The 26,995-nt window shown below is 44.8% G+C and carries 27 protein-coding genes; 11 read left to right on the top strand and 16 right to left on the bottom strand.

Annotated elements, in window-relative coordinates; all coding sequences use genetic code 11:
- Positions 1–95: 95 nt before the first annotated feature.
- The 12 genes from HFU86_RS01820 to greB form a co-directional block, all read right to left on the bottom strand.
- Positions 96–1,430 carry an NCS2 family permease gene (locus tag HFU86_RS01820; protein ID WP_108478703.1) on the bottom strand — a complete coding sequence of 445 codons (1,335 nt, stop codon included), beginning with the start codon at positions 1,428–1,430 and terminating at the stop codon, positions 96–98.
- Positions 1,431–1,668: 238 nt separating this feature from the next.
- Positions 1,669–2,421, bottom strand: coding sequence for an amino acid ABC transporter permease (locus HFU86_RS01815; RefSeq protein ID WP_187128612.1), 753 nt, complete (start codon positions 2,419–2,421; stop codon positions 1,669–1,671).
- Between the two features lies 1 nt (position 2,422).
- Positions 2,423–3,175 (bottom strand): amino acid ABC transporter permease, encoded by a 753-nt coding sequence (locus HFU86_RS01810; RefSeq protein WP_187128611.1) that lies wholly within the window; start codon positions 3,173–3,175, stop codon positions 2,423–2,425.
- Between the two features lie 74 nt (positions 3,176–3,249).
- A complete protein-coding gene (locus tag HFU86_RS01805; RefSeq protein ID WP_036948477.1) occupies positions 3,250–4,089 on the bottom strand; it encodes an ABC transporter substrate-binding protein in 840 nt (279 codons plus the stop codon).
- A 241-nt stretch (positions 4,090–4,330) separates the two neighbouring features.
- Positions 4,331–5,062: a phosphate signaling complex protein PhoU gene (gene phoU / locus HFU86_RS01800; protein ID WP_006663093.1), complete on the bottom strand. Its 732-nt coding sequence runs from the start codon at positions 5,060–5,062 to the stop codon at positions 4,331–4,333.
- Positions 5,063–5,075: 13 nt separating this feature from the next.
- Positions 5,076–5,852, bottom strand: a complete 777-nt coding sequence (gene pstB / locus HFU86_RS01795; protein WP_036948470.1) for a phosphate ABC transporter ATP-binding protein PstB — start codon at positions 5,850–5,852, stop codon at positions 5,076–5,078.
- 38 nt (positions 5,853–5,890) lie between these two features.
- Positions 5,891–6,772, bottom strand: coding sequence for a phosphate ABC transporter permease PstA (pstA, locus tag HFU86_RS01790; RefSeq protein ID WP_132496889.1), 882 nt, complete (start codon positions 6,770–6,772; stop codon positions 5,891–5,893).
- Between the two features lies 1 nt (position 6,773).
- Positions 6,774–7,730: a phosphate ABC transporter permease PstC gene (gene pstC / locus HFU86_RS01785; RefSeq protein WP_036948465.1), complete on the bottom strand. Its 957-nt coding sequence runs from the start codon at positions 7,728–7,730 to the stop codon at positions 6,774–6,776.
- Positions 7,731–7,841: 111 nt separating this feature from the next.
- Positions 7,842–8,885, bottom strand: coding sequence for a phosphate ABC transporter substrate-binding protein PstS (pstS, locus tag HFU86_RS01780; RefSeq protein ID WP_036948462.1), 1,044 nt, complete (start codon positions 8,883–8,885; stop codon positions 7,842–7,844).
- 494 nt (positions 8,886–9,379) lie between these two features.
- On the bottom strand, positions 9,380–10,711 hold the full coding sequence (envZ, locus tag HFU86_RS01775; protein ID WP_036948459.1) for a two-component system sensor histidine kinase EnvZ: 1,332 nt from the start codon (positions 10,709–10,711) through the stop codon (positions 9,380–9,382).
- A complete protein-coding gene (gene ompR, locus HFU86_RS01770) occupies positions 10,708–11,427 on the bottom strand; it encodes an osmolarity response regulator transcription factor OmpR (RefSeq protein WP_036948456.1) in 720 nt (239 codons plus the stop codon). Before ompR ends, envZ begins: the two co-directional genes overlap by 4 nt.
- A 114-nt stretch (positions 11,428–11,541) precedes the next feature.
- Entirely contained in the window at positions 11,542–12,027 is a 486-nt protein-coding gene (gene greB / locus HFU86_RS01765) for a transcription elongation factor GreB (RefSeq protein WP_036948453.1), read from the bottom strand.
- Between the two features lie 162 nt (positions 12,028–12,189).
- Here greB and HFU86_RS01760 point away from each other — a divergent pair, with 162 nt between their 5' ends.
- The 4 genes from HFU86_RS01760 (at position 12,190) to HFU86_RS01745 (ending at position 17,825) form a co-directional block, all read left to right on the top strand.
- Entirely contained in the window at positions 12,190–14,529 is a 2,340-nt protein-coding gene (locus HFU86_RS01760) for a Tex family protein (protein WP_187128610.1), read from the top strand.
- Positions 14,530–14,977: 448 nt separating this feature from the next.
- The gene (gene feoA / locus HFU86_RS01755; RefSeq protein ID WP_036948447.1) at positions 14,978–15,208 is read left to right on the top strand and encodes a ferrous iron transporter A; all 231 of its coding nucleotides are present in this window, start codon (positions 14,978–14,980) and stop codon (positions 15,206–15,208) included.
- A gap of 54 nt (positions 15,209–15,262) precedes the next feature.
- Positions 15,263–17,581, top strand: a complete 2,319-nt coding sequence (gene feoB, locus HFU86_RS01750) for a Fe(2+) transporter permease subunit FeoB (protein ID WP_132496886.1) — start codon at positions 15,263–15,265, stop codon at positions 17,579–17,581.
- 10 nt (positions 17,582–17,591) lie between these two features.
- Positions 17,592–17,825, top strand: a complete 234-nt coding sequence (locus HFU86_RS01745) for a FeoC-like transcriptional regulator (protein WP_132496885.1) — start codon at positions 17,592–17,594, stop codon at positions 17,823–17,825.
- Positions 17,826–17,864: 39 nt separating this feature from the next.
- Here HFU86_RS01745 and bioH read toward each other — a convergent pair whose 3' ends face one another.
- On the bottom strand, positions 17,865–18,638 hold the full coding sequence (gene bioH, locus HFU86_RS01740) for a pimeloyl-ACP methyl ester esterase BioH (RefSeq protein WP_187129807.1): 774 nt from the start codon (positions 18,636–18,638) through the stop codon (positions 17,865–17,867).
- 56 nt (positions 18,639–18,694) lie between these two features.
- Between bioH and HFU86_RS01735 the strand changes: the two genes are divergently transcribed.
- The 6 genes from HFU86_RS01735 to glpD all read left to right on the top strand — a co-directional run bounded on the left by HFU86_RS01735 (position 18,695) and on the right by glpD (position 23,852).
- A complete protein-coding gene (locus HFU86_RS01735; protein ID WP_132496884.1) occupies positions 18,695–19,378 on the top strand; it encodes a phosphoribosyltransferase family protein in 684 nt (227 codons plus the stop codon).
- Between the two features lie 63 nt (positions 19,379–19,441).
- Positions 19,442–20,020, top strand: a complete 579-nt coding sequence (gene nfuA / locus HFU86_RS01730; protein ID WP_036948432.1) for a Fe-S biogenesis protein NfuA — start codon at positions 19,442–19,444, stop codon at positions 20,018–20,020.
- A gap of 99 nt (positions 20,021–20,119) precedes the next feature.
- Complete coding sequence (glpE, locus tag HFU86_RS01725; protein WP_036948430.1) at positions 20,120–20,443, top strand: thiosulfate sulfurtransferase GlpE; 324 nt, start codon at positions 20,120–20,122, stop codon at positions 20,441–20,443.
- A 16-nt stretch (positions 20,444–20,459) separates the two neighbouring features.
- The gene (gene glpG / locus HFU86_RS01720; protein WP_154599868.1) at positions 20,460–21,305 is read left to right on the top strand and encodes a rhomboid family intramembrane serine protease GlpG; all 846 of its coding nucleotides are present in this window, start codon (positions 20,460–20,462) and stop codon (positions 21,303–21,305) included.
- A gap of 27 nt (positions 21,306–21,332) precedes the next feature.
- Entirely contained in the window at positions 21,333–22,091 is a 759-nt protein-coding gene (locus HFU86_RS01715) for a DeoR/GlpR family transcriptional regulator (protein WP_036948423.1), read from the top strand.
- Between the two features lie 258 nt (positions 22,092–22,349).
- Complete coding sequence (gene glpD, locus HFU86_RS01710) at positions 22,350–23,852, top strand: glycerol-3-phosphate dehydrogenase (protein ID WP_132496882.1); 1,503 nt, start codon at positions 22,350–22,352, stop codon at positions 23,850–23,852.
- A gap of 95 nt (positions 23,853–23,947) precedes the next feature.
- Here glpD and HFU86_RS01705 read toward each other — a convergent pair whose 3' ends face one another.
- A complete protein-coding gene (locus HFU86_RS01705) occupies positions 23,948–24,127 on the bottom strand; it encodes a serine/threonine-protein kinase HipA (RefSeq protein ID WP_132496881.1) in 180 nt (59 codons plus the stop codon).
- 45 nt (positions 24,128–24,172) lie between these two features.
- Positions 24,173–24,481 (bottom strand): helix-turn-helix transcriptional regulator, encoded by a 309-nt coding sequence (locus tag HFU86_RS01700; protein ID WP_036948418.1) that lies wholly within the window; start codon positions 24,479–24,481, stop codon positions 24,173–24,175.
- A gap of 347 nt (positions 24,482–24,828) precedes the next feature.
- Between HFU86_RS01700 and HFU86_RS01695 the strand changes: the two genes are divergently transcribed.
- Positions 24,829–26,412: an ATP-binding cassette domain-containing protein gene (locus HFU86_RS01695; protein ID WP_187128609.1), complete on the top strand. Its 1,584-nt coding sequence runs from the start codon at positions 24,829–24,831 to the stop codon at positions 26,410–26,412.
- A 48-nt stretch (positions 26,413–26,460) separates the two neighbouring features.
- On the opposite strand, the gene HFU86_RS01690 is transcribed toward HFU86_RS01695, so the two are convergent.
- Positions 26,461–26,991 (bottom strand): DUF2569 family protein, encoded by a 531-nt coding sequence (locus tag HFU86_RS01690; RefSeq protein ID WP_132496879.1) that lies wholly within the window; start codon positions 26,989–26,991, stop codon positions 26,461–26,463.
- Positions 26,992–26,995 lie beyond the last annotated feature (4 nt).

The following is a 26,995-nucleotide window of genomic DNA, read 5'->3' as shown; positions in this document are numbered from 1 at the left end:
TAAGTATGTGACTAGGGTTAGCAACCGAAGCCAACGCCGCTACAGTGCAAAGTATGACGAGCATTCACGCTACAGCGCAAAATATGACGAGCATATTAGGCGTCGACGAGAACCATTTTTAGTAGAAACATCGCCGCTACTAAAATCACACACAGACCCAGATCACGCCAGCGCCCTGTACCAATCTTCATCGCACAGTACGCAATAAACCCTAACGCAATACCTTCTGTAATCGAGAAGCTAAATGGCATCATGACCGCAGTAATAAACGCAGGAACGGATTCCGTTAAGTCATCCCATTTCACGCGCGTTAAGCTTGAAGTCATCAGAACACCAACATAAATCAGCGCGCCTGCGGTTGCATAAGCAGGAACCATGCCTGCCAGCGGAGAGATAAACATCGTCAACAGGAATAACACACCGACGACAATCGCGGTTAAACCTGTGCGACCGCCCACTGATACCCCTGAAGAGCTTTCGATGTACGCCGTTACAGATGAAGTTCCCATTGCAGAGCCTGCCACAGAACTTAAGCTATCCACATACAGCGCTTGTTTCATGCGAGGGAAAGTCCCGCGCTCGTTGGTAATACCGGCTTTATCTGTTACCCCAATCATGGTGCCGGAGGAGTCAAACAGGTTTACCAACATAAAGGCAAAGATAACCCCAGAAAGTGCCAGATCCAGTGAGCCTGCAAAATCCACTTGTCCAACAACACTGGTAATGCTTGGTGGCATTGAGAAAATGCCCGTATATTTCACATCCCCCAGCGCTAAACCAATCAGCGTCGTCACGGCGATAGATACCAATACTGCCGCATGAATATTACGGGCGGCTAAAATGGCGATAATGAAAAAGCCTAATGCCCCTAACCACACATTATGGTGAGTTAAGTTACCAATCGACACTAAGGTATCTGGGTTTGCGACGATAATACCTGAGTTCTTCAGTCCCATCATGGCGATAAACAGACCAATACCGCTGGTGATCCCCACGCGTAAACTCAGGGGAATATTGGCGATGATCCAGTAACGAATACGGAATAATGTCAGAATAAATAAGCCAACTGCGCCCCAGAATACCGCCCCCATAGCGACTTGCCATGAATAGCCCATCGCCCCAACGACCACAAAGGCAAAGAAGGCGTTTAGCCCCATTGCAGGTGCAACAGCGATAGGTAAGTTAGCCAGTAAGCCCATTAAAATACTGCCGATGGCTGCGATTAAGCAGGTGGTCACGAATACCGCTTTGATATCCATGCCAGCGACGGACAAAATTTGTGGGTTAACGAAAACGATATAGACCATCGTCAGGAAGGTAGTGAACCCTGCAACAACTTCTGTTCTTGCGGTGGTGCCGTGTTCTTGTAATTTAAACACACGCTGAAACAGACCCTGCGATTGCGAGGAGCCAGATGATTGATTAGTCATTAAAATGCGCCTTGTCGAAATGTCATGCCCTAGATTGCCAATGGATGCGTGGTGGGCACGAAAAAAAGTTTTTTTCGGCTCATGGTACAACTAAACGATGCAAAAGAAAACGATTGCGTCATTTTAAATAAGTCGCATTTCCTAACTGACTGATACTGTAAATGAATATCGAGGGAGATATGGCGGTTGTCATACCGCCATTGAGAGATTAAGGCGCTTTTGCGCTATTTGGCGTAACTCAAGAAAGCGCTATAAGCTTTTGGCGTCGCCAAAACAGCCAACCACGTTTTGCTGAACGGCTGCGCACTGCACTTTTATCACTGAGTTTTTTCGCCACTTGATTGGCAATAATTTCTACTGACAGGCACATCACAAAGTAGATAAATGCCACAAACAGGAACACTTCCAGCGGATAGATCATTTCACGGTTATTCACCTGTGTTGCTAGGAATGACAGTTCTGCTACCCCCACAATATATGCCAGAGAAGTATCTTTAATTAACGCAACCCATTGGTTAATAAAGGAAGGCACCATCATTCGTAATGCCTGAGGTAACACCACATTCCACAGCACTTGCCAGCGATTAAACCCAAGAGAAAGCCCGGCGTTCCATTGCCCTTGCCCGATAGCTAAAATTCCCGCTTTCACGCCGTGTGCTAAATAGGCAGAGGTGATCAGTGCTAATGCGCACACCACCGCCGTCACGCCCGGAATTTCCGTTCCGAAGACAATAGGCAGTAGAAAGTAAGTCCAGAAAATCAACATGATGACGGGAATGGCGCGGAAAAAACCTAAAACGGCGGCAAATAAATTCATCCAGAAGCCACGTAGCATCGCCAGCGCAATACCACCCAATGTGCCGAGGACAATAGACGCAGCGCCGGCCAATATGCTCATAATTAGCGTTAGGGCTGCCCCCTCCAAGGGACCATCAGGATAAGCCCCAAATAGCAAGTATTGCCAGTTATCCGTAATGACTGAAAAGTCCATCTTATACCCCCTGAGCCAATTGACGCTGTTGTCGCCACTGACCCCAGCCTTCCATAAAGGCGATGATTGCAATGTACAGTACTGTAGCTAAACCAAATGCAGCAAATGTTTGTAATGATTGGCTATCTACTTGGCGTGATACATAAGAAAGCTCAGCCACCCCGATCGCCATCGTTAATGACGAGTTTTTGACGACGTTCATGTATTGCCCTAACAGCGGCGGTAACGCGATTTTTACAGCTTGCGGTAAAATCACTAAACGCATGGACTGCCATGATGTCAGCCCTAAAGCGAGAGCTGCTTGTTTCTGTCCTTGACGCACTCCTCGGATACCAGAGCGCACTTCTTCCGCAATGAAAGGCACGGTGTATAGCGTTAAGCCGACAAATCCGGCTAAAAATTCAAAGGATGGCCAACCCAATGTTATCCCTAAAATTTCAATTTCATGGGGAGTATTCAGCCATTCCATCGCTGATTCAGGGAGAATTTCTCCCGAGGCGAAATACCAGAAAAACAGTTGCACCAGTAGTGGCGTATTACGGAAAATCGAAATATAAACGGTCACAAACCAGCGTAGCGGCACGATTTGGCTATCTCTTGCCGAGGCGGCAATAAAACCTAATAACGTGGCTGCGATGATCGTACAAATCGAGATCCAGACTGTGAGCAAAAAGCCATAGCCAAACCACTCAAGGTATTGTGGTGCTAGTAGATGCGCAGACCAGAAGTCACCGCTGAAAAATTTGTCGAACATGTTTCGCCTCGCTATAACTGACAACCCCTGCAACATGGCAGGGGCGTTTACTCTCACTAAACTGCATGACTAACTTAAGATTTAGGCTGTTCGCTCAATGGGGCAAATTTGAATTCACCACGTGGTTGTGCTGCTTTGGTGTCTGGACCAAACCAACGGTTATAAATCTCGTTCGCTTTGCCTTCTTTCTCCAGTTTCAGCAAAGTGGCATTCACGTTTTCAATTAAACGTGTTTCCCCTTTGCTAGCGCCTAGCGCTTGGTACTCTTTGGTTAAGCTAAATGGTGAAATTTCAAAGTCTGCTTTCACTTTTTCTGGCAAGTTACCGAGCAAGCCCACCAGCTTCGCATCATCTTGGGTGATCGCTTGTACGTTACCGTTACGTAGCGCTGCGAAAGCTTGCGGGGTATCGTCGTAAGAGATGACTTTGGTATTCGGGAAACGTTCGCGCAGAGTCACTTCCTGAACAGTTCCTTTGTCTGCACCAATACGCAGTGGAGCGATATCTTCAGGGGTTTTCAGTACGCCTTTACGCGCGATAAATTTTTGCCCTGTTGCAAAGTCAGGAATGGAGAAATCCACCTGTTTTGCACGTTCGTCTGTAATTGTGAAGTTGGCACCAATCAGGTCAACTTTGCCGGATGTTAGCAGTGGAATACGGTTAGCTGGGTTGGTTGGACGCAGCTCTAATTTCACGCCAAGATCATCAGCAATCGCTTGGGCGATATCGATATCATAGCCAGCGAGTTTCTTGGTTTTAGGATCAATAAATCCGAATGGGGGATTACTGTCAAAAACAGAAATGCGGATCACTCCCGCTTGTTTAATATCATCTAATTTATCTGCGCTAGCGACATTCGCTGTCAGCGCCAGACCTGCAACTAAAAGTGCGGAAGTAAGAAAACGAGCTTTCATTGAATACCCCTAACGGTAAATTTGTGTAAATCGACCATCACAAGCTATCAACTATTTCTTAGCACTTGAAATAATATTAAATAATATATTTATATCAATTTGGAATATGAATAGACATAAAAAAAGGGGCGAAAATCCATCGGAGCGACCCCTAAAATGTTGCAGATTAAGACTCTTATCGAGCAAGAAGAAAATGAAGAAGATGAACACTGAGGTGGCCAGCACCCCAGTGGTTTAACAGTTACTCTTTGTTGCTGTCTTTCGAGCTAGTCAGCATTTTTTCAAGACTGTCTCCACCTACATGGCGGAAATCTTGCCCTTTAACATAGTAGAAAATAAATTCACAAATATTCTGGCAACGGTCACCGATACGCTCAATGGAGCGAGCACAGAACAGCGCAGTTAAAACACTTGGAATGGTACGCGGGTCTTCCATCATATACGTCATTAACTGACGGACAATCCCTTCGTACTCTTGGTCTACCTTTTCATCTTCACGATAAATACGGATAGCTTCTTCCAAGTCCATTCGCGCAAAAGCATCTAGCACGTCATGCAGCATTTGCACGGTATGGCGACCTAATGACTCCAAGCTCACCAACAATGGCTGGTGCTGCTGAGAGAATTTTTCCAGTGCGGTTTGGCAGATTTTATCCGCAACGTCACCGATTCGTTCCAGTTCGGCGATGGTTTTTGAGATTGCCATAATCAAACGCAAGTCGCTCGCGGTTGGCTGGCGCTTGGCGATGATTTTGACGCACTCTTCATCGATTGCCACTTCCATCATGTTGACTTTATGGTCATTGGCAATCACTTCTCGCGCTAGGGCTTCATCCTGATTATGCATCGCAGTGATAGCCTTGGTGAGCTGCTCTTCAACTAGCCCTCCCATGGTCATCAACTCAGTATGGATATGTTCCAGTTCAGCGTTGAACTGCCCTGATATATGTTTGTTGTGGTTCAGCGTATCCATCGTCGGCTCCATATCAACCGTAGCGGCCAGTAATATAATCTTCAGTTTGTTTCATTTCTGGGGTGGTAAACATCTTGTCAGTGTTATTAAATTCCACCAACTCACCCAAGTACATAAATGCCGTGTAATCAGAGCAGCGCGCCGCTTGTTGCATGTTGTGAGTAACAATCACCACGGTATATTCTGATTTCAATTCGCTGATCAGCTCTTCGATACGCCCCGTTGAAATTGGGTCCAGAGCAGAACATGGCTCATCGAGTAACAGAACTTCTGGGCGAATGGCGATACCACGCGCAATACACAGACGCTGTTGCTGACCACCAGAGAGGCTATAGCCGCTTTGGTGAAGTTTATCTTTGGTTTCATTCCACAGTGCTGCTTTTGTTAGCGCCCACTGCACACGCTCGTCCATTTCGACGCGGGACAGCTTTTCAAACAAACGAACACCGAACGCGATATTGTCGTAGATAGACATCGGGAATGGCGTTGGTTTTTGGAACACCATACCGACCTTCGCACGTAATAAAGCGATGTCTTGTTTGTCAGTCAGGATGTTTTGACCATCCAGTAAAATTTCGCCTTCTGCGCGTTGCTCACCATACAGTTCGTACATTTTGTTGAAGGTACGCAGCAGTGTGGATTTACCACAACCGGATGGGCCGATAAACGCAGTCACTTTGTTCTTTTCAATGTCTAAAGAGATATTCTTCAGCGCGTGAAACTTTCCATAGTAGAAGTTAAGGTCACGAACTTTAATTTTACTGTTTGCAATATCGTTTGCATTAATCATGGCTACTTCTCTCTATCAATTCTTTTATTCGTCTGGGATTAGTATTTTTTCTGTGCAAACACAACACGGGCAATGATATTGATTAACAGGACACATAAGGTGATTAGGAGAACCCCTGCCCATGCTAATTGCTGCCATTCAGAGAACGGACTCATTGCAAATTTGAAGATAGTCACTGGTAAGTTAGCAATTGGCTCATTCATGTCGGTACTCCAGAATTGGTTCGACAGTGACGTGAACAGCAGCGGTGCGGTTTCCCCCGCAATACGCGCGATAGCCAGCAAAATACCGGTAATAATCCCAGATACAGATGCTTTTAATGTAATGGATAAAATCATTTTCCATTTTGGTGTGCCCAGTGCATATGCCGCTTCACGCAGGCTATCAGGCACGAGCTTCAACATGTTCTCAGTGGTACGGATAACAATTGGGATTTGCAGTAATGCCAGTGCAATTACACCCGCCCAACCCGAGAAATGCTGCATTTGAGCCACCACAATGGTGTAAACAAACAGACCAACCACAATTGAAGGCGCAGATAACAGAATGTCGTTAATAAAACGCGTCACCGAAGCTAACCACGATTTGCGACCATATTCCGCTAAGTAGATACCCGCTAAAATCCCTAATGGTGTTCCGATAACGGTCGCCCACAAGATAAGCAATCCACTTCCCACAATGGCGTTCGCCAAACCACCGCCTTCAGTGTTTGGCGGCGGTGTCATTTCAGTAAACAGATTGAGGGACATACCATCAATCCCTTTGGTTACCGTGGAGAATAAAATCCACACTAACCAGAACAGTCCAAATGCCATCGTCAGCATGGAGACTAATAATGCCATTCTGTTGACTTGACGGCGCCATGCTTGGCGGCGTGCACGCTCTTTTTGATTCACTACAACAGGTTCAGAAATTGACATATTAGCGTCCCTCATTCTTAGCAAGGCGCATTACCATCAGCTTGGAAATCGCCAGAACGATGAAGGTAATCACAAACAGAATTAAGCCAAGTTCCATCAGCGCTGCGGTGTGTAAACCACTTTCCGCTTCAGCAAATTCGTTCGCCAGCGCAGAGGTAATACTGTTACCCGGCATAAACAGTGAAGGGCTATCGAGCTGGTAAGTGTTACCGATGACGAAGGTGACCGCCATGGTTTCTCCCAGTGCACGACCGAGCCCCAGCATCACCCCACCAATCACCCCATTACGGGTATAAGGCAGAACGATATTCCAAATCACTTCCCATGTAGTACAACCAATTCCATAGGCTGACTCTTTCATCATCACAGGAGTTTGTTCAAATACATCGCGCATTACCGAGGCGATGTAAGGAATGATCATAATGGCAAGGATAATACCCGCCGCAAGAATACCAATACCAAACGCAGGCCCGGTGAACAGTTCACCAACAATTGGAATGCTCGACATGACATTACCAACTGGTTCTTGGAAGTATTCTGCAAATAACGGAGCGAAGACAAACAGTCCCCACATACCATAAACAATACTTGGGATTGCAGCGAGAAGCTCAATCGCAATACCTAATGGGCGTTTTAACCAGTTAGGCGCTAGCTCTGTTAAGAATAATGCGATACCAAAACTCACTGGTACGGCGATGATCAGAGCGATTAATGATGTAACGATGGTGCCGTAGATAGGCACTAATGCACCAAACTGCTCTGCTGGCGCATCCCACTCTTTATTCCACAAAAACGAAAACCCGAATTTCTGCATACTTGGCCAAGATGCGAAAATCAGGGAAATAATAATGCCACCAAGCATGAGGAGAGTGATTAGCGCTGCTATTTTGACTAATGCACTAAAAATCACGTCGCCCGATTTACTAGGGGCTTTGAATGCCGTTATTTTTTCGGCCATGCGCTTTGTTCTCATTCCATGCCTACTTTTCAGTAGGACTTACGTTACTACGGTGAATAAGCGGGAGCTATTCCCCAGCACCCGCTTACCCTTTTCCAACCCGAGGGGCACTTAGAACAGTGCTTTACCTTGGCTATCTTTTACTTCTGTTTTCCATGCTGCACGTACTGCGGTCACAACTTCTTGAGGTAACACAGCGTAATCTAATGCTTCTGCTTGTTTACCGCCTTTGTCGTAAGCCCAGTTGAAGAAATCAAGAACCGCTTTACCTTTCTCAGCATCCGCTTGTTGCTTGTGAACTAAGATGAATGTGGTAGAAGTAATTGGCCATGCGTTAGCGCCTTCACGGTTAGTCAGGTCTTGTGCAAATGATTTAGACCAATCCACTTTTTTCGCTGCTGCGCTGAAGCTTTCACCTGTTGGTGAAACTGGCTGACCATCTGCAGAAACCAGCTTAGTATACGCAAGATTATTCTGTTTTGCGTAAGCATATTCTACATAACCGATAGAGCCTGGCAGACGTTGAACAAAGGCTGCAACGCCGTCGTTACCTTTACCGCCTACGCTGTTTTTCGGCCAGTTAACCGTTGAACCTGCACCCACTTCATCTTTCCAGTTTGAGCTAACTTTGGCTAAGTAGCTTGTGAAAACGAATGTGGTACCAGAACCATCAGAGCGGCGAACTACAGCGATGTTTTGGTCAGGTAATTTTACGTTTGGATTCAGTTTTGCGATGGCTGGGTCATTCCATTTTGCAATTTTACCTAAGTAGATGTCGCCCAGAGTTTTACCATCAAGAACCAGTTGATTAGATTCGATGCCTTTAACGTTTACCGCTAAAACCACACCACCAATCACGGTTGGGAATTGGAATAAGCCGTCTTCTTTGAGTTTTTCATCAGTCAATGGCGCATCAGACGCACCGAAATCAACTGTTTTTGCATTAATTTGTTTTACACCACCAGAAGAACCAATCCCCTGATAGTTAATTTTATTACCTGTTTCTTTCTGATAAGTATCTGCCCACTTCGCATAAACAGGAGCAGGGAATGTCGCGCCAGCTCCGGTCAGGCTGGTAGCAGCAAAAGAAGACATTGCAGTCAGAGATAAGGTTGCTGCCATTACGCTTGCTAGTGTGGTACGCATCATTTTCATAATCCCTCCGGGGATGTAAGAAATAATCAAGTATTAAATTATTGGGTGTATGTCACGGTAGGGAAAATAGGACAATTGAGTTACGGCAATATGTCAGCTTTATGACAGTTTTATGACATTTGCGGATTTTATCGACATGATTAAGTGTAGCAGAATGGTACAAAAATGATTATTTACTTATTTTTCAACAAACTATATAAGAACAGCGAATGTGACAGCTTAACGTGTGGAATATGACATATTGTCATAAATGAAAAAATTTATTTCTCTTTTCTCTTTTGTTATTTCTATCTTTTATCTTTTATCTTTTATCTTTTATCTTTTATCTTTTATCTTTTATCTTTTATCTTTTATCTTTCTACAGAGCATATCTCTAAGTAGTTCGTGTTGTAGCTAGGCGGCAAACGAGTTAAGCCCTGGGAGCATACACAAGTATGTGACTAGGGTTAACGAGCGCAGCCAACAACGCTACAACGCGAAATACGACGAGATATTTAGTCTTCGCGTTCTTTGAGAGGGAGCAAGGCTCTAATAGCAAACCCGCCGCGCTCACTTTTATGGATCTCAATATTCCCTTCGTGAGCATCTATAATTCTGCGAATTATCGCGAGTCCCAGCCCTGTACCTTTGTTGCTACGGGCTTTTTCACCCTGTACGAACGGCTGGAATAGGCGTTGAATGTCTTCTTCTTTGATCCCTGCGCCATCATCTTCAACTTGGAACCAAACATAATCTTCATTTTTACCACTGCTGACTTTGATCCAGCCATTTCCGTAGCGATAAGCGTTAACTATCATGTTGGTAATCGCGCGTTTGATAGCAAGATGGTTACCGTTGAACATCACTGGTCCTGGGACTAAATTGGTTTCAATTTCTCCCACGACGTTGGTTTCAGCAACAACAGCTTCGTTGAGGATAGCGTTAAGGTCGCAGAACTCCATATCCATCTCTTGCCCTGTTTTCAGGTAAGACATGAATTGACCGATGATTGCGTCGCACTCTTCAATATCTTTGTTGATAGACTCAGCGAGATAGCCATCTTCTGGTCCCATCATTTCCGTCGCGAGACGAATTCGCGTCAGTGGCGTTCGAAGGTCATGGCTGACCCCTGCCATTAATACAGTGCGGTCATTTTCGAGGGATTTTATCCCTGCCGCCATATGGTTGAACGAGCGAATAGCCGCGCGAACCTCTGTGGCACCTTTCTCTTGCATCGGCGGCATAACATGCCCCTTACCGACCTCACCCGCGTGATATTCCAGCTCTAATAATGGCTTGTTTTGATAGCGAATATAGAGCCAAACCCCCGCAAAAATCGTGAGGAAGACTGTGAGTGTATAGCGGAAAACTTGAGAAAACTGATTTTGGCCGATTTCGGTGAGCGGAACGCGCACCCAAATATCTGGTGCTAGGTAGGATGTTAACCACAATATCGGATACTCACGTCCAAGTTCCAGATGCACGCTGGCCTTGCCACCCAAGTATTCCGACATGTTTTCACTTAGAAAATCATACTCTTTTGCCCAGTTTAATCCCTCTTCCATCGCCGCTGAATGGGCGTAAAAGGTAATACCGAGCTCATTGTAGATTTTTTTACGTAATGCGGGGGAAACTCGCACTGAGGTTCCATCTTGTAGAACCATTTTCTCTGTCATCAATGTACGTACTTCATAGGCAAGCACTTTATTGAACTGCTGTAAGCTTGGCATCACAACAAAATTCAATACAACCATGTAGCTGGTCACAAGGCTTGCGAACAGGAGCGCGACAAACAAAAATAACGAGCGAGAAAATGTACTACGTCGTGAGAACCTCAGTCGCTTCATGCTTTACTTCCATCTGGAACAAATACGTATCCTAAGCCCCAAACGGTTTGAATGTAACGTGGGTGCGCAGGATCTTCTTCAATCATACGGCGTAAACGTGAAATTTGAACGTCGATAGAACGTTCCATCGCACTGTATTCACGACCTCGAGCCAAACTCATCAGCTTGTCACGAGATAATGGTTCGCGTGGATAAGAAACTAATACTTTCAACACCGCAAACTCACCACTGGTTAATGGCATATTTTCTTCGCCTTGGAACATTTCACGGGTTCCGAGGTTCAATTTAAATTTACCAAACGTGATGACGGCATCATCTTGCGATGGAGCCCCCGGTAACTCGTTCGCTTGGCGACGCAGCACCGCACGAATACGCGCTAACAGTTCACGAGGGTTAAACGGTTTAGGGATATAGTCATCCGCACCAATTTCTAAGCCCACAATACGGTCAACTTCTTCGCCTTTCGCGGTAACCATAATGATTGGAATTGGGTTATTTTGACTACGTAAACGACGGCAAATAGATAAGCCATCTTCCCCAGGAAGCATCAAGTCCAATACGATTAAATGAATAGATTCCCGTGTTAGGATCCTGTCCATCTGTTCAGCATTCGCTGCACTTCTTACCTGAAAACCCTGCTCGGTGAGGTAACGTTCAAGCAGAGCACGTAAACGCATATCATCATCGACGACGAGAACTTTATAACTTTCCTGCATTTATAGCCCCCAAAGTGTGGAATTTTAGAATTATTCTGCTGATGAAAGTAACAAAAATAATATTCATGCCATTAATTTACCATTAACACTAACTTTAATGAATCATTTTACTCGTTAACTGATTAATGGTTTATAGCTAATCTCTAGCACAAAATACGTGACTTTTCCGCCAGGTGTTGTAACGACCACTTCATCATCAACCTGCTTGCCAATTAATGCGCGAGCCACTGGTGAATCGATAGAAATCCACTGCTTAGCAGGATCAAATTCATCAGCCCCCACTAACCGGAAAATTCTGATATTTTCATTATCATCTTCAAGCTTAACCCATGCGCCAAAAAACACACGCCCCTCTTGTCGAGGATCAGGTTCAACAATTCTAAGCTGATCCAATCTTTTGGATAGAAAACGAATACGACGATCTATTTCCCGCAGCCGCTTTTTACCGTAAATATATTCTGCGTTTTCAGAACGATCCCCCTGGGCTGCGGCTTCAGAGACAGACTGTGTCACTCGAGGGCGCTCTTCTTTCCAAAGATATTTAAGTTCTTTGTCTAAAGCGTCCCATCCTTCACGGGTAATTAAAAGGCTCTTATTCATCTCATTAAAGGTATATAAATCGGATAATTATAATATTTTATAAAATATAATCTGCGACTTGCCTACCACTAGACAAAAATTCTGTCTGGCAATTCTGTCTACCAGCAAGTATAACTGTGCAGTCTATTTTCACTGTTCTTTGAGTAGGTATTTAAACACGACATGAATGAAACTCTAAGCCAAATTATTGCGGCCGAACTACAAGCCCAACCGAAACAGGTGTTTTCAGCCATTACATTATTGGATGAAGGCAATACCGTCCCATTTATCGCCCGCTACCGTAAAGAGGTTACGGGGGGATTGGATGACACTCAGCTACGTCAGCTAGAGAGCCGTTTAGGGTATTTGAGAGAGTTAAACGACCGTAAGCAAACCATTCTAAAATCCATTGATGAACAAGGTAAGCTTACTCCAGAACTCGCTTCTGCTATCAGTACAACGCTGAATAAAACCGAACTCGAAGATCTTTACCTCCCTTACAAACCAAAGCGCCGTACTCGTGGGCAAATTGCTATCGAAGCGGGCTTAGAACCCTTAGCGGATACGCTGTGGAACGATCCAAGCCAGTCACCGGATACACTTGCACAAAGCTATGTTGACGCAGATAAAGGCGTTGCGGATACCAAAGCCGCTTTAGATGGTGCTCGCTACATTTTAATGGAGCGTTTCGCCGAAGATGCTACCTTATTAGCGAAAGTTCGCGACTATATTTGGAAGAATGCGCACATTGTTTCTGTTGTTGCTGATGGCAAACAGACTGAAGGCGTAAAATTTAGCGACTATTTTGATCACCATGAACCGGTTGCTCAAGTTCCTTCACACCGCGCTTTGGCCATGTTCCGTGGTCGTAATGAAGGTGTTTTGCAATTATCCCTCAACTGTGACCCTCAATTTGAAGAGCCGCCAAAAGAAAGTTATTGCGAAGAAATTATTACTCGCCATTTAGATGTTCGTTTGAACAATGCCCCTGCTGACCAATGGCGTAAAGCCGTCATCAGCTGGACGTGGCGAGTCAAAGTGTTACTGCACCTAGAAACCGAAATCATGAGCGCCCTGCGCGAGAAAGCGGAAGAAGAAGCAATTAACGTATTCGCCCGTAACCTCAGTGACTTATTGATGGCAGCTCCTGCGGGTATGCGTGCCACGATGGGTCTCGATCCGGGTTTACGTACAGGTGTCAAAGTGGCGGTCGTTGATGCGACGGGTAAAGTCATGGCGACAGATACCATTTACCCGCACACAGGCCAAGCTGCCAAAGCGGCTGCTATCGTTGCCGCATTATGCCAGAAATACCACGTTGAGCTGGTCGCGATTGGTAACGGAACTGCATCACGAGAAACCGAACGCTTCTTTGCTGAAGTACAAAAACAATTCCCTGACGTCACGGCGCAAAAAGTCATTGTCAGTGAAGCAGGCGCCTCTGTTTATTCCGCTTCTGAGCTGGCAGCATTAGAATTCCCTGATTTAGACGTATCTCTACGTGGCGCGGTTTCTATTGCTCGTCGCTTACAAGACCCGCTGGCTGAACTGGTCAAAATCGATCCGAAATCTATTGGTGTCGGCCAATATCAGCATGATGTCAGCCAAACTCAGTTAGCCCGTAAGTTAGATGCGGTTGTTGAAGATTGCGTAAACTCCGTCGGCGTCGATTTGAACACCGCTTCTGTTGCTCTCCTCACCCGTGTTGCAGGACTGAGCAAAATGATCGCGCAAAATGTTGTTGATTGGCGTGATGCGAATGGCCAATTCAATGACAGAAAACAGTTACTCAAGGTTGCTCGCTTAGGGCCGAAAGCCTTTGAGCAGTGTGCTGGTTTCTTGCGTATCACCAATGGGGATAACCCACTGGATGCCTCAACGGTTCACCCAGAAGCCTACCCAATCGTTGAAAAAATCCTTGAAGCTGTACGTCAGCCACTCAAAGAGATCATGGGCAATTCACAGGTATTAAATGGCTTAAGCCCACGTGAATTTACCACCGAACAGTTTGGGGTTCCTACCGTCACAGACATCATCAAAGAGCTGGAAAAACCGGGCCGAGACCCACGCCCTGAGTTTAAAACGGCAACCTTTGCTGACGGCGTCGAAACGATGAATGACTTAACACCGGGAATGATCTTAGAAGGTGCAGTGACTAACGTCACTAATTTCGGGGCATTTGTGGATATTGGTGTTCATCAAGATGGCCTAGTGCATATTTCTTCCCTTTCAAACAGCTATGTTGAAGATCCTCACAAAGTCGTCAAAACGGGTGACATTGTGAAAGTCAAAGTGCTGGATGTGGATATTGCTCGTAAGCGTATTGCGCTCACTATGCGCTTAGATGAACAAGCGGGTGAAGGTAGCAGCGCACCTCGCAGTGCGGCTCCAGCGCAAGATAGAAATACCCGCAAAGCCCCTGCTTCACGAGGGAATGCGCGAGGAAATTCATCATCTAGCTCTGCGTCTAGCAACAGTGCGATGAGTGATGCACTGGCTGCTGCTTTTGGTAAAAAGCGCTAAGATATGATGCCCTTGCTGTTTCATCGGTAAGGGCATTTATTAAAATGCATTTAATCATCTCTCAGTACTTAATTTAAACATATTCCATTTTTCTTATAGAAATAAATTAAATAACTAATTCAATTTATTATCTGCATTTTGTCTTATTTAATTATATTAATTAACAATACTAACATCTGCCTTTTCGGTTTAAAAAACTCCGCCAACTAAATCCCTTTTTGATCCACATCATTTAATATTGCCCGAAAAAGAGGCTAAATATAACCATGGTAGATGATTATGATTCTCATTGTTAATTAGATTTAATTTTATCTTCCATTCTATTTCTTTTAAAGATAACCACTTTTATAATAATTATTATCAATATTATTCTTAATAACACTCTCTGTAATTTAACATCGCAGTTTTCATGTTAAATCAACAGAATAAACCGTAATTGGAAGGTACTATGTCCATACTTCCTCAATGCAGTTATAAAATACTTGGCTTTTCACCAGAGATAAGTCCGGCCTATCGCCAAAAATTACTTTCCCTCGGTCTGCTTCCAGGCTCAGTGTTCAAAGTTGTGCGCGTAGCGCCGTTTGGTGATCCCGTGCAAATTGAAACTCATCGCGTCAGCTTAGTATTACGCAAAAAAGATTTAGCTCTGATTAACTTAGATGAAGCTCAAGCGAACTAATTATTTTTGGATTAATTCCAATAAAGATTTTCATTTTCACGACTGGCATACACTATGAAACCATTAACTATCGGCCTTATTGGCAACCCTAACGCAGGTAAAACAACCTTGTTTAACCAGTTAACAGGGTCACGTCAGCGCGTCGGTAACTGGGCAGGAGTGACCGTCGAACGTAAAGTTGGACGCTTCCACACACCTGAACACAAGATTGAACTTGTTGATTTACCAGGTACTTATTCCCTTACAACTATCTCAGAGCAAACCTCCCTCGATGAGCAAATCGCCTGCTACTTTATTTTAAGTGGCGAAGCCGACATGTTGATCAACGTGGTGGATGCCTCAAACCTCGAGCGTAATTTATATCTGACATTGCAGCTTGTTGAGCTAGGTGTTCCCTGTATCGTCGCACTGAACATGCTGGATATTGCCAAAAGCCAACATATCGATATCGATGTTAAACAGCTCGAAAAGCAGCTCGGTTGCCCTGTTATCCCAATGGTCTCTACCCGTGCAACTGGCCTTGAACAGCTCAAACAAGCGATTGATAGCCATCCTCAAAACAACCAACAAGCCCTAGTGCAATATCCGCCACAACTGTTACAAACAGTGGATATGCTTTCAGAGCAAATTTCTGCTCAGCAATTTAGTCAGCAGCAGCGCCGTTGGTTAGCTCTCCAGATTTTAGAAGGCGATATTTATAGCCGCCAACGAGCTGATATCTCTGAGCAAGTATTTGCTGAAACTCGCCTTAGACTTAAAGATACCTTGCAAGAAGAACCCGAGTTGCTTATTGCGGACGCTCGCTATCAATCCATTGCCTCAATTTGTGACGCCGCGATTAATAACAGTGCCGCTGAGCCGAATAAACTCACTCAAGCGCTGGATAAATTTATCTTGAACCGCTGGCTTGGTGTGCCAATTTTCTTGTTCGTGATGTATCTAATGTTCGTCCTTGCGATCAATATCGGTGGTGCTTTACAACCGTTCTTTGAAGGAGCCTCTGAAGCTATCTTTATTCATGGTATTCAATGGATTGGAGCAACTGCAAACTTCCCTGATTGGTTGACCGTTTTCCTTGCTCAAGGTGTTGGCGGTGGTATCAATACCGTTCTGCCTCTGGTGCCACAAATCGGTATGATGTATCTGTTCTTATCTATCTTGGAAGACTCAGGCTATATGGCTCGGGCAGCTTTCGTTATGGATAGACTGATGCAATCTCTTGGTTTACCGGGTAAATCTTTTGTTCCATTAATTGTTGGCTTCGGTTGTAACGTACCTTCTATCATGGGAGCAAGAACCTTAGATGCACCTCGTGAACGCTTGATCACCGTACTTATGGCACCGTTTATGTCCTGCGGTGCTCGCTTAGCTATCTTCGCAGTATTTGCAGCGGCATTCTTTGGTAAAAACGGCGCAAGCGTCGTGTTCTCCCTCTACATTCTCGGTATTGTCGTGGCAATTCTAACAGGCCTGCTACTGAAACATACTTTGATGCGCGGTGAAGCGTCCCCGTTTGTGATGGAACTGCCGGTCTACCATGTACCTCATGCAAAAACATTGCTTATCCAAACTTGGCAGCGTTTAAAAGGCTTTGTGATCCGTGCGGGTAAAGTCATTGTGGTAGCGAGTATTTTTATCGGTGCGCTAAATAGCTTTTCGTTATCCGGCAAGCCTGTGGACAACATTAATGACTCTGCACTGGCTTCCGTCAGTAAAGTGATCACCCCAGTATTACAGCCTATCGGCGTACACAATGATAACTGGCAAGCGACTGTCGGTTTGATCACTGGTGCAATGGCTAAAGAAGTGGTAGTTGGGACTTTAAATACCCTGTACACCGCCGAAGCAATCACCAGCGAACCTTTCGATGCCGAATCGTTTGACCTGCTCGATGAGTTAGGTGCGGCAGTCACGGATACGTGGGATAGCTTAAAAGAGACATTCTCCATCAGCGCATTATCCAACCCAATCGAAGCGAGTATGGGTGATGCCGAGATGGCAACAGGCTCCATGGGTACCATGGCAGCGAAATTTGGTTCAGATATCGCCGCTTATAGTTACCTAATCTTTGTGCTGCTGTATGTGCCTTGTGTGTCAGTAATGGGAGCAATCGCCCGTGAAACCAACAAAAGCTGGATGACATTCTCTATTCTGTGGGGATTAAACGTGGCTTATAGCCTAGCAGCACTGTTCTATCAAACAGCCACATTTAGCGAACATCCACAAAGCAGCTTGGTCATAATTAGCGCGGTGCTGCTGTTTAATATTGTGCTGATCACTGCTCTACGCCGTATACGCAGCCGTGTGACGTTTAATATTAAATCCAAAACAGCACAACAGTGTTCCGGTTGTTCAAACAACAGTTGCCACTAAGGAAAATACGATGGTCAGCTTGCTGCAAGTCCGAGATTTAATTGCATTATATGGGCAAGCTGACATTGCGCTTCTGAGTTCTCAACTAAACGCCCCTGCTGCACTGGTGAATGCGATGGCTGAAAAGCTGGTCAGTATGGGGAAAATTGAAAAAGTCGATGTGAGCGCGTGCCTTACGGGTACCAGTTGTAAAGGATGCCCCGAGAGTCACGATTGCTCACATTTTGTCTATAAGATTAAATAGTCGTTTTCATCTCAGCGAATCAGCTTCTAATGCACTGATTTAGTTCAATGATTTCGCAAATTGAACCAATGTTTCACAAAACTCATCGGGATGAGAAATAAACGGCGCATGAGCGCTATTGCGCATCACAAAGGATAATGAATTGGGATACAACTCATCTAATTTCCCTGCGATTTTACGCGGGACCAAGCCATCTAAATAACCATAAACGCGTAAGAAAGGCACCTGTAAATGGGTGAGTTCCTCTCGTAAATCTTCAGTACGTAAAGATTCCAGCCCCATATTCAAGGCTTCAACCGATGGCATTGGCAACGCCAATACCACAGATTTCAATGTACGCGCATCCTCACGGGCGCTTTCAGTTCCCAATGTTTGCAGTGCCAGAAAACGCTCAACGGTACGCTGGAAATTTTCAGCCAGCATATGCTCAAAATTAAGTAAGACTTCAGGCTTGATACCTTGCCACTCATCATGAGCCCCAAAGCAAGGGGAAGATGCCACGGTGATTAAGGCTTTTACCTCATTAGGGTGATCAAGCGCGATACGGCTTGCTACTAACCCACCTAAAGACCACCCCAGCCAAATCGCATTTTTAGGCGCTTGTTCCCATACCACATTGGCCATTGATTGAATGGTCATCGGAGTGAAATCGTGACTACGTCCATAACCTGGTAAATCAACTAAATGGATGCGAAATTGCGAAGCCAGTCGAGGAATAATTGTTTGCCAGACTTCGGCATTCAGTCCCCATCCGTGCAGTAACACAATATCTTGTTTTCCTTCACCCACTGTCTGCCAATATAACGTCGCCATGGTTACACTCTCTTCAATGTTATTTTCATTCTGATTTTTCAATCTAGGACTCGCCTATGCTAGCAATGGAAGGGGTCTGTTGGCTATGCCGGCAGTTATTAAAAATTCCCCAGCAAGGAATATGCAGCTTTTGTATCAAAAACTTACCGCCAATGCCGAAGGTTTGTCCACAATGCGCTCTTCCTTGTGAATATCACCAATTTCCTTGCGGGCGCTGCCTTGTACAGCCACCGCCTTGGCAAAGGTTGATTACCGTAACGCCATATCAAGCGCCATTACGCCAGCTTATCCATCAATATAAATTTCGTTATCAACCCCAGTTAGCTATCCCCCTGACGCGGATATTTTTACTTTATTGGCTGAATGGATATCGCCAACAGCAATGGAAAAAACCCGACTTATTGATATCCATACCTCCCCACCCTCGACGATGTTGGCGTCGAGGATTTGATCACATGGCATTAATTGGTGGTAATTTAACCACATGGTTAAATATTGCCTATTCGCAAAATTCATTATTGCGCTCTCGTGATACACTGGCGCAAGTTTCATTAACACGTAAGCAGCGCCGCAATAACCTAAAAGAGGCATTTACCCTTGAAACTTCGGTTTCAGGTCTACACATAGCTATTATTGATGATGTGATTACAACTGGCTCAACCATGCATGCCGCCGCTCAATTGTTGATTTGTGCGGGAGCGCATACTGTTGACGCGTGGTCACTCTGTCGCACCTTGTAGGATGGGTGTAAATGGGCGTATTATAACCAACTAAAGCAGTCAACTATTATTGAGCAAGAGATTATGATTAATATTACAGAAGCAGCACAGACTCACTTCTCCAAGTTATTGGAAAGCCAAGAGTCAGGAACCCAAATTCGAGTATTTGTCATTAACCCAGGCACACCAACCGCTGAGTGTGGTGTTTCTTATTGCCCTCCTGGTGCCGTAGAAGCCACCGATAAAGAGCTGAAGTTTGAAAAACTCTCTGCTTATGTTGATGAAATTAGCGCTCCATTCTTAGAAGATGCTGAGATTGATTTCGTCACAGACCAATTAGGCTCTCAGTTAACCTTAAAAGCACCGAACGCGAAAATGCGTAAAGTGTCTGAAGATGCGCCATTAATTGAGCGTGTTGAATACGTTTTACAATCACAAATTAACCCACAACTAGCGAGCCATGGCGGTCGTGTTTCCTTAATGGAAATCACCGAAGATGGTTTTGCTATCCTGCAATTCGGCGGCGGCTGTAATGGTTGTTCCATGGTCGATGTGACGCTGAAAGAAGGTATCGAAAAAGAATTACTGAAAATGTTCGAAGGTGAATTAAAAGGTGTTAAAGACCTGACTGAGCACCAACGCGGCGAGCACTCTTTCTACTAATAGATTCTGCTCACACGCATTTTCTACTGAGTATTGGAGCATCCTCAGCACTCCTGTGGATGCTCTTTCATGACATTTCCCCTAATTTTCCGGTATTTTATGGACCATTTTGAGACACTAACACCCGAACAAGCTTATCAGCACTGGTTAGATGGCACTGCTATCCTTGTCGATGTTCGCGATCCCCAAAGTTTTCGTGCTGGTCACGCGACAGGCGCTTACCACTTAACCAATGAATCACTTCACCCGTTTGTCGAAAAAACAGATTACGAACAAACGATTATGGTGATGTGCTACCACGGTCACAGCAGCCAAGGCGCGGCGCAATACTTAATTAATATTGGTTTTGAATCTGTATATAGTATTAATGGCGGATTTGAGGCATGGTCACGGGAATACCCACAAGCCATAACGGCGCTCTAAACGAGACAACGTATTTATGATCCACATTATCTCTTTTGAAAACCCACGGATGGCTCAAGCGTTTGTCGATTATATGGCAGGACAAAATATCCAACTACAACTCCATCCTTCCAACGACCAACAACATTATGAACTTTGGCTCGCCGATGAGCAGCATACTGAGCAAGTACGCCAAGAGTTAGAAACCTTTTTGCGTAACCCTAATGATCCTCGTTACCTCGAAGCCAGCTGGCAAACGGGTCGCACAGATGCCCAATTTCAGTATCGAAACTATCTGACATTCAGTTATTTAAAACAGCAATCAGGCCCATTAACTATCGCCGTTATTTTGCTGTCTATCGCGGTCTATCTTTGGGTCACCCTGACAGATCCCCGTGTCGTTCTATACTATCTAGGTTGGCCTATTGGTGATCAGCAAAGTGAATTGTGGCGTTGGATAAGCCCAGCGTTCGTTCACTTTTCTATTTCGCACATCGGTTTCAACCTTGCGCTCTGGTGGTTTCTTGCCGGGCAAGTTGAGAAAAAAATGGGCACAGGAAAACTGTTCACCATTTTATTAGTCTCCGCATTATTCAGTAACTGGGGTCAATCCCTATTCAGTGAAAATAACTTCGGCGGCTTATCGGGTGTCGTTTATGCACTGGTTAGCTATGTTTGGCTCACTGGCGAACGTCGCCCAGAAATCGGTATCGGCATCCCTCGCGGGCTCATGGTATTCTCGATTATCTGGTTATTTTTCGGTTACTTTGACTTGCTTGGTATGGACATTGCTAATGCCGCACATACTTCAGGGTTAATTATCGGATTATTGATGGGAATATGGGATAATAGGCTCAGTTTTAAACACCAAGGTTCCAAATAGAACATTTTATAATTAGAGGCTAATGCAGTGAAACAAACCCAGAGACATGATGCAATTGTTGAACTTGTGCGTCTTCAGGGATATGTCAGTACTGAAGAACTTGTCGAACAGTTTGAGGTTAGCCCTCAGACCATTCGCCGAGACCTCAATGATCTTGCTGAACAAAATAAAATCCTACGACACCATGGTGGCGCAGCCTTGCCTTCGAGTTCCGTCAATACTGCCTATAATGACCGCAAAACTATGTGGTCTGAAGAAAAAGCGCGTATTGCTCAACGTGTGGCAAGCCAAATTCCTGACGGCGCGACCCTATTTATTGATATTGGCACAACCCCTGAGGCTGTCGCTCACGCATTGGTTAATCATAAAAACCTGCGAGTAGTGACCAACAACCTGAACGTCGCAACATTGCTCATGGCAAAAGAGGATTTTCGTTTGATCCTTGCAGGCGGTGAAGTTCGTTCTCGCGATGGCGGAATTGTCGGTGAAGCGACCCTCGACTTTATCTCTCAGTTTAGGCTGGATTACGGCATCCTGGGGATCAGCGGGATTGATATGGACGGCTCATTGCTTGAGTTTGATTATCATGAAGTGCGCACCAAGCGCGCGATTATCGAAAATTCTCGTCATGTCATGTTGGTTACCGACCACTCCAAATTTGGTCGAAATGCGATGGTAAATTTAGGCAATATGAACCTAATCAATACCTTGTTTACCACCCAAGCGCCTCCTGCCAGTATCCTAAAGGTTATCGAACAGCATAACGTTCAATTAGAGCTCTGCTAGCCCCCCGGCTTTAACCTCCCAATGATGGTAGCTTGCCTACCATCAATTCTTATTTTTCCCTTTATTTTCATTCTGTTGTCATCCCTTTGTCATATTGCCAACTTATTAAACAGATTAAATTTATACACAAAATGTTATTAGCATCACGCGCTTGTTATTTTTATGGATTACAGGTTGGCAGACGTACAAAATTTGATTACAATCAAATGAGCGAAAACGAACATTATAGAAAATGGTTCGAACATCTCAGGGGGATGCATGGAAACGAAAGACTTGATTGTAATTGGCGGCGGAATCAACGGCGCTGGAATTGCGGCTGATGCCGCTGGGCGTGGATTATCTGTACTGCTGCTTGAATCTCAAGACTTAGCGAGTGCAACTTCATCTGCAAGTTCGAAACTAATCCACGGTGGTTTACGCTACCTCGAACATTATGAATTTAGACTGGTGAGTGAAGCACTTGCAGAGCGTGAAGTCTTATTACGACTGGCTCCGCACATCGCATTCCCAATGCGCTTCCGTCTACCTCATCAGCCTCACTTACGCCCAGCTTGGATGATCCGTATCGGCCTGTTCCTGTACGACCATTTAGGTAAACGCGTTAGTCTGCCAAGCAGCAAGAGCTTAAAATTCAACCAGAATTCTGTGTTAAAACCTGAACTAACCAAAGGTTTCGAATACTCAGATTGTTGGGTTGATGATGCGCGTTTAGTGGTATTGAACGCTCAAGAAGTGGTACGTAAAAACGGTGAAGTGCGCACTCGTACAAAAGTGACTCGCGCATACCGTGAAGATGGTCTTTGGGTAGTTGAAGCTCAAGACTTACGTACTGGCGAAACTCATACTTGGAAAGCTAAAGGTCTGGTCAATGCAACAGGACCTTGGGTTAAAGAGTTCTTCGATGACGGCTTAAAACTGAAATCCCCTTATGGTATTCGTCTGATCAAAGGCAGCCATATCGTGGTTCCACGCGCTCACGATGAACCACAAGCATATATCCTGCAAAACGAAGATAACCGAATCGTCTTTGTGATCCCTTGGATGGATGAATTCTCAATTATTGGTACCACCGATGTTGAGTACAAAGGGGATCCAAAAGATGTGAAAATTGACGAAAACGAAGTTAATTATCTGCTGAAAGTGTATAACGACCACTTCAAAAAACAGCTGACTAAACAAGATATTGTGTGGGATTACTCTGGTGTTCGCCCTCTGTGTGATGACGAGTCAGACTCTCCACAAGCTATCACTCGTGACTACACTTTAGATATTCACGATGAAGAGGGTAAAGCGCCATTACTGTCAGTCTTCGGTGGTAAATTAACGACTTACCGTAAACTGGCTGAAGCAGCTGTGGGTAAATTAGCGGCGTACTACCCTAACGCTAGCGGTCCATGGACTAAAAATGGTCAGTTACCTGGTGGCGATATCGAAGGCTGTGACCGCGATGGTTACGCACGCGTATTAACCCAGCATTACCCATGGCTCCCAGAAGGCTTAGCACTGCGTTATGCAAGAACTTACGGCAGCAACAGTAAGTTGATTTTAGCAGATGCAAACTCACTGTCTGATTTAGGTGAAGCATTTGCCGCAAACGTCTATGAAGCCGAATTACGCTACTTAGTCGAAAATGAGTGGGTTGTAGAATTAGACGATGCAATTTGGCGTCGTACCAAATTGGGCATGTGGCTGAACGACGCTGAGAAACAGCACATTGCACAATGGCTTGCAGAGCACACTAAAGTGGCTGTGACAGCATAATCTCGCAAGAGATACGCAGTAAGATAGAATCGTAAAAAACTCGTTGTTGTACCAAAAGCGCCTATCTGTGCCCACAGACTGGCGCTTTTACTTTATTATCTTTCTAAGAATTTGATGTTGTCATCAATTCTGGATTGGATCTGTTTCAATGTCGTGGACGTAATTCTATTAGGATAATGTTCATTTGCGATATCGCTAAATTTGCGAGCAACATGGCATAGGCGTGATATCGTCTCATCCGCTTCTTGCGCTGTGATATCCGCATCATCAGCCAATGCTCCCCCCAGCCATTATAATAAACATCAACTTGCTTCAGCATTTCACTTATCCTTTTTCACGCGCTGACGGTTTTTGCTTTCATCGTAACGAACAATATCATCGATGCTGTTTAAATTTGGCATAAACAATCCTTCAAGCTCTTTACTGCGCCCAAGCACCATCGCAATACGGATCATGTTCTCAAAACTAACATTTCTCCCTGCCTCTAGGTTTGAAACTGTATTCGCACTCACACCCGCACGTTCCGCGACATCTGCCTGCGTCATTTTTAATGTCAGTCGCTCTAAACGTAATCTTTCACAGAGTTTTTTGACAATTTCACTCGGTTTACTCAAGCTTAAATCCAACATATTGCGTCTTAAGTTAAAATATTACCAATAACACACAATATTATGGATTTAGAAGTCGATTACTGCAAGTTTACTTTTCATACAACCCATGCTTGCTTCCACCTCGCAATCCTGTTTATAATTCACCCGTAATTTTGCCCCTTCTAAAGTGAGCCTTTCCGACGATGAACTAAGTACTGCCAGAAAATATCCACAATGCCTTGTTTAAGGTCATTATTTTTCTGTTCTTGGCAGACACAGTTTTCATCGCTTCTTTTTCGAAATATGCTTTTTAAAAGAAAATGCTTCGAAAAATGATCGTGCGAAAGATAGCGTAACATTGTCTGCCCCTCTATTTGGAGGTCTCTATGACAATAGCTAACCCAGCTCTCGCGTGCCATTTTTCACAATTAACCATCGAGTTCGACCAATCCGCGCTCTTTCCGCCATTGAGTGGTAGCTTATTTAGCAAAAAAAATGCGCTGATTGGTCACAATGGTCGTGGAAAATCCGTATTAATGCGATTACTTGCCCGACAACTCACTCCAACTCACGGCAAAGTTGATTGGCATTTACCGATAATTCATGTGGATCAACTCAACCGCTTAACGGGCGACACCCTTGCTCAAGCGCTAGGCATTGATGCACTTTGGCAAGCTTTTTCGCGCATTGAACAAGGTCACGGCACCATGACCGATTTCGAGCTAACGGAAGATAATTGGCATCTACCCGCAACATGGGAAACGCTGTTAGCGTCTGCGCAGCTAACGGTATCAATGGATGCCGCTATTGAACAACTGAGCGGCGGTGAACGCACTCGCTTAGCGCTATGTCGTGCATTTTTACATCCTGACCACTTTCTTTTGCTCGACGAACCCGACAACCATCTTGATCAGCAAGGGCGCCAATGGCTGAGTGAAAAACTCAGTCAGCACAAAGCCGGCTGTTTAGTCATCAGCCATAGCCGCCATCTTCTCGAAGAGATGGACGCAATTTTTGAATTAACCGATAAAGGCTTAGTGGAGTACGGCGGAAATTACACCCTGTATGATGAACAGAAAACTTTTGCTATCAATGCAATTGAAGCGGAAGGTGAACAACTGGAAAAACAGATCCGCCAAGAGAAAAAACAGCAGCAAGCCACCTTACAAAAAGCCGCTCAACGACGTAAGCAAGGCGAAAATATTCGCTATGGCGGTTCTCAATCCTTACTGTTACTCGATATGCAGAAAAACAGAGCCGAAAAAAGACAATCCAATGTGGCAGAGCGTCACCAGCGAGTATTAGGCGAATTACAACATCAACATCAGCAAAATCAAGACAAAGTCAGCCATATTCAACCTCAAAAAATGGTACTCAATTACCAAAGCGAAGGTGGGAAAATGCGCATTTTTGTCTCCCAATTGAAGCTACCTTATGGGCAAATTGCGCCACTCTCGTTCACTGCCTATAGCGGTGAGCATTGGCATATTCAAGGGCGCAATGGCTCGGGGAAATCCACCTTATTGAAAGTGTTGGCAAATAAGTTGCAGGCACTTTCTGGGGAATCCCGCATTAGCGGTGCTTTTTGCTATTTAGACCAACATCTGAATCTTTTGGATAAATCGTTACCAGTTGCCGAAGCTCTCTATCAATATCAACCAGCAATTTCCGTAGAGCAGTGGAGAACTCAATTGGGTATGTTGCGTATTCGAGGAGATAAATCGTTACTACCATTGTGCCAGCTCAGTGGTGGTGAGCAGCTCAAGGCGACGCTCCTAGCTCTGACGCATAGCCCTTATCCTCCCGCTGTTTTACTGCTCGATGAGCCAGACAATCACTTAGATTTAGATTCAAAACAGCTATTGGAAGGGCTATTACGGGATTACCAAGGGACACTATTATTGGTTTCTCACGATGAAGCATTCGTGGAACAGTGCAATATTACCCATGATTTACAACTAGGTGGTTAATAAAGGTTAGATAGTTAACTGTGCGGGCTGTGCTTCGCAGCCCTTTATTTAATTCACAAAGGTATTTTTAACGCGGGCAGAAACCAGAAAATAAGGAACCCAAATCAAGCAATAAAAACTGCCATTAAAAAAGCTAGTAATGTAGCTATAGTCGATTTCGAGGTGAAACGCGACGGGAAAAGCGATGCGCGAGGCGCCAATTACCACAACATAAAGCATCATCGTAATGATAAACAGCCACTTAACCATAGACTTCTTTTTAACCACCGCAATGAACGAACCTACCATTAATGCGATAATTACTCCAAGGCTGAGCTGCACAGCATAAAAACCAGAGGCAAACCCTGACATATAAAAGTCCGATGCTGGGTTCGTTGCCAACGACCAAGCACCTTGAACCTCAGCAATATCATTCACCATCATTTTGATCAAATTCCCCAGCATATACAGTTGACCTAACAGAGGTAGAATAAGCCACCCACCAATCCCTTGGAGGGATTTTTGAGGCTTAGCATGACTCTGCACAGGTATTTGAGCCGCGGGCAATGATTCGGGATTAGATGATAAATTCACATCCATAGTA

The sequence above is a fragment of the Providencia sp. JUb39 genome, from assembly GCF_012272845.1.
Taxonomy (GTDB): Bacteria; Pseudomonadota; Gammaproteobacteria; order Enterobacterales; family Enterobacteriaceae; genus Providencia; species Providencia lanzhouensis.
The sequence above is the reverse complement of the archived record's forward strand: the minus strand, read 5'-3'. Positions and strand labels throughout refer to the sequence as shown.

Coding starts and splice junctions, on each gene's coding strand:
- HFU86_RS01820 (WP_108478703.1), bottom strand. CDS start 1,430: ATGACTAATCAATCATCTGGCTCCTCGCAATCGCAGGGTCTGTTTCAG.
- HFU86_RS01815 (WP_187128612.1), bottom strand. CDS start 2,421: ATGGACTTTTCAGTCATTACGGATAACTGGCAATACTTGCTATTTGGG.
- HFU86_RS01810 (WP_187128611.1), bottom strand. CDS start 3,175: ATGTTCGACAAATTTTTCAGCGGTGACTTCTGGTCTGCGCATCTACTA.
- HFU86_RS01805 (WP_036948477.1), bottom strand. CDS start 4,089: ATGAAAGCTCGTTTTCTTACTTCCGCACTTTTAGTTGCAGGTCTGGCG.
- phoU (WP_006663093.1), bottom strand. CDS start 5,062: ATGGATACGCTGAACCACAACAAACATATATCAGGGCAGTTCAACGCT.
- pstB (WP_036948470.1), bottom strand. CDS start 5,852: ATGATTAATGCAAACGATATTGCAAACAGTAAAATTAAAGTTCGTGAC.
- pstA (WP_132496889.1), bottom strand. CDS start 6,772: ATGTCAATTTCTGAACCTGTTGTAGTGAATCAAAAAGAGCGTGCACGC.
- pstC (WP_036948465.1), bottom strand. CDS start 7,730: ATGGCCGAAAAAATAACGGCATTCAAAGCCCCTAGTAAATCGGGCGAC.
- pstS (WP_036948462.1), bottom strand. CDS start 8,885: ATGAAAATGATGCGTACCACACTAGCAAGCGTAATGGCAGCAACCTTA.
- envZ (WP_036948459.1), bottom strand. CDS start 10,711: ATGAAGCGACTGAGGTTCTCACGACGTAGTACATTTTCTCGCTCGTTA.
- ompR (WP_036948456.1), bottom strand. CDS start 11,427: ATGCAGGAAAGTTATAAAGTTCTCGTCGTCGATGATGATATGCGTTTA.
- greB (WP_036948453.1), bottom strand. CDS start 12,027: ATGAATAAGAGCCTTTTAATTACCCGTGAAGGATGGGACGCTTTAGAC.
- HFU86_RS01760 (WP_187128610.1), top strand. CDS start 12,190: ATGAATGAAACTCTAAGCCAAATTATTGCGGCCGAACTACAAGCCCAA.
- feoA (WP_036948447.1), top strand. CDS start 14,978: ATGTCCATACTTCCTCAATGCAGTTATAAAATACTTGGCTTTTCACCA.
- feoB (WP_132496886.1), top strand. CDS start 15,263: ATGAAACCATTAACTATCGGCCTTATTGGCAACCCTAACGCAGGTAAA.
- HFU86_RS01745 (WP_132496885.1), top strand. CDS start 17,592: ATGGTCAGCTTGCTGCAAGTCCGAGATTTAATTGCATTATATGGGCAA.
- bioH (WP_187129807.1), bottom strand. CDS start 18,638: ATGGCGACGTTATATTGGCAGACAGTGGGTGAAGGAAAACAAGATATT.
- HFU86_RS01735 (WP_132496884.1), top strand. CDS start 18,695: ATGCTAGCAATGGAAGGGGTCTGTTGGCTATGCCGGCAGTTATTAAAA.
- nfuA (WP_036948432.1), top strand. CDS start 19,442: ATGATTAATATTACAGAAGCAGCACAGACTCACTTCTCCAAGTTATTG.
- glpE (WP_036948430.1), top strand. CDS start 20,120: ATGGACCATTTTGAGACACTAACACCCGAACAAGCTTATCAGCACTGG.
- glpG (WP_154599868.1), top strand. CDS start 20,460: ATGATCCACATTATCTCTTTTGAAAACCCACGGATGGCTCAAGCGTTT.
- glpD (WP_132496882.1), top strand. CDS start 22,350: ATGGAAACGAAAGACTTGATTGTAATTGGCGGCGGAATCAACGGCGCT.
- HFU86_RS01700 (WP_036948418.1), bottom strand. CDS start 24,481: ATGTTGGATTTAAGCTTGAGTAAACCGAGTGAAATTGTCAAAAAACTC.
- HFU86_RS01695 (WP_187128609.1), top strand. CDS start 24,829: ATGACAATAGCTAACCCAGCTCTCGCGTGCCATTTTTCACAATTAACC.
- HFU86_RS01690 (WP_132496879.1), bottom strand. CDS start 26,991: ATGGATGTGAATTTATCATCTAATCCCGAATCATTGCCCGCGGCTCAA.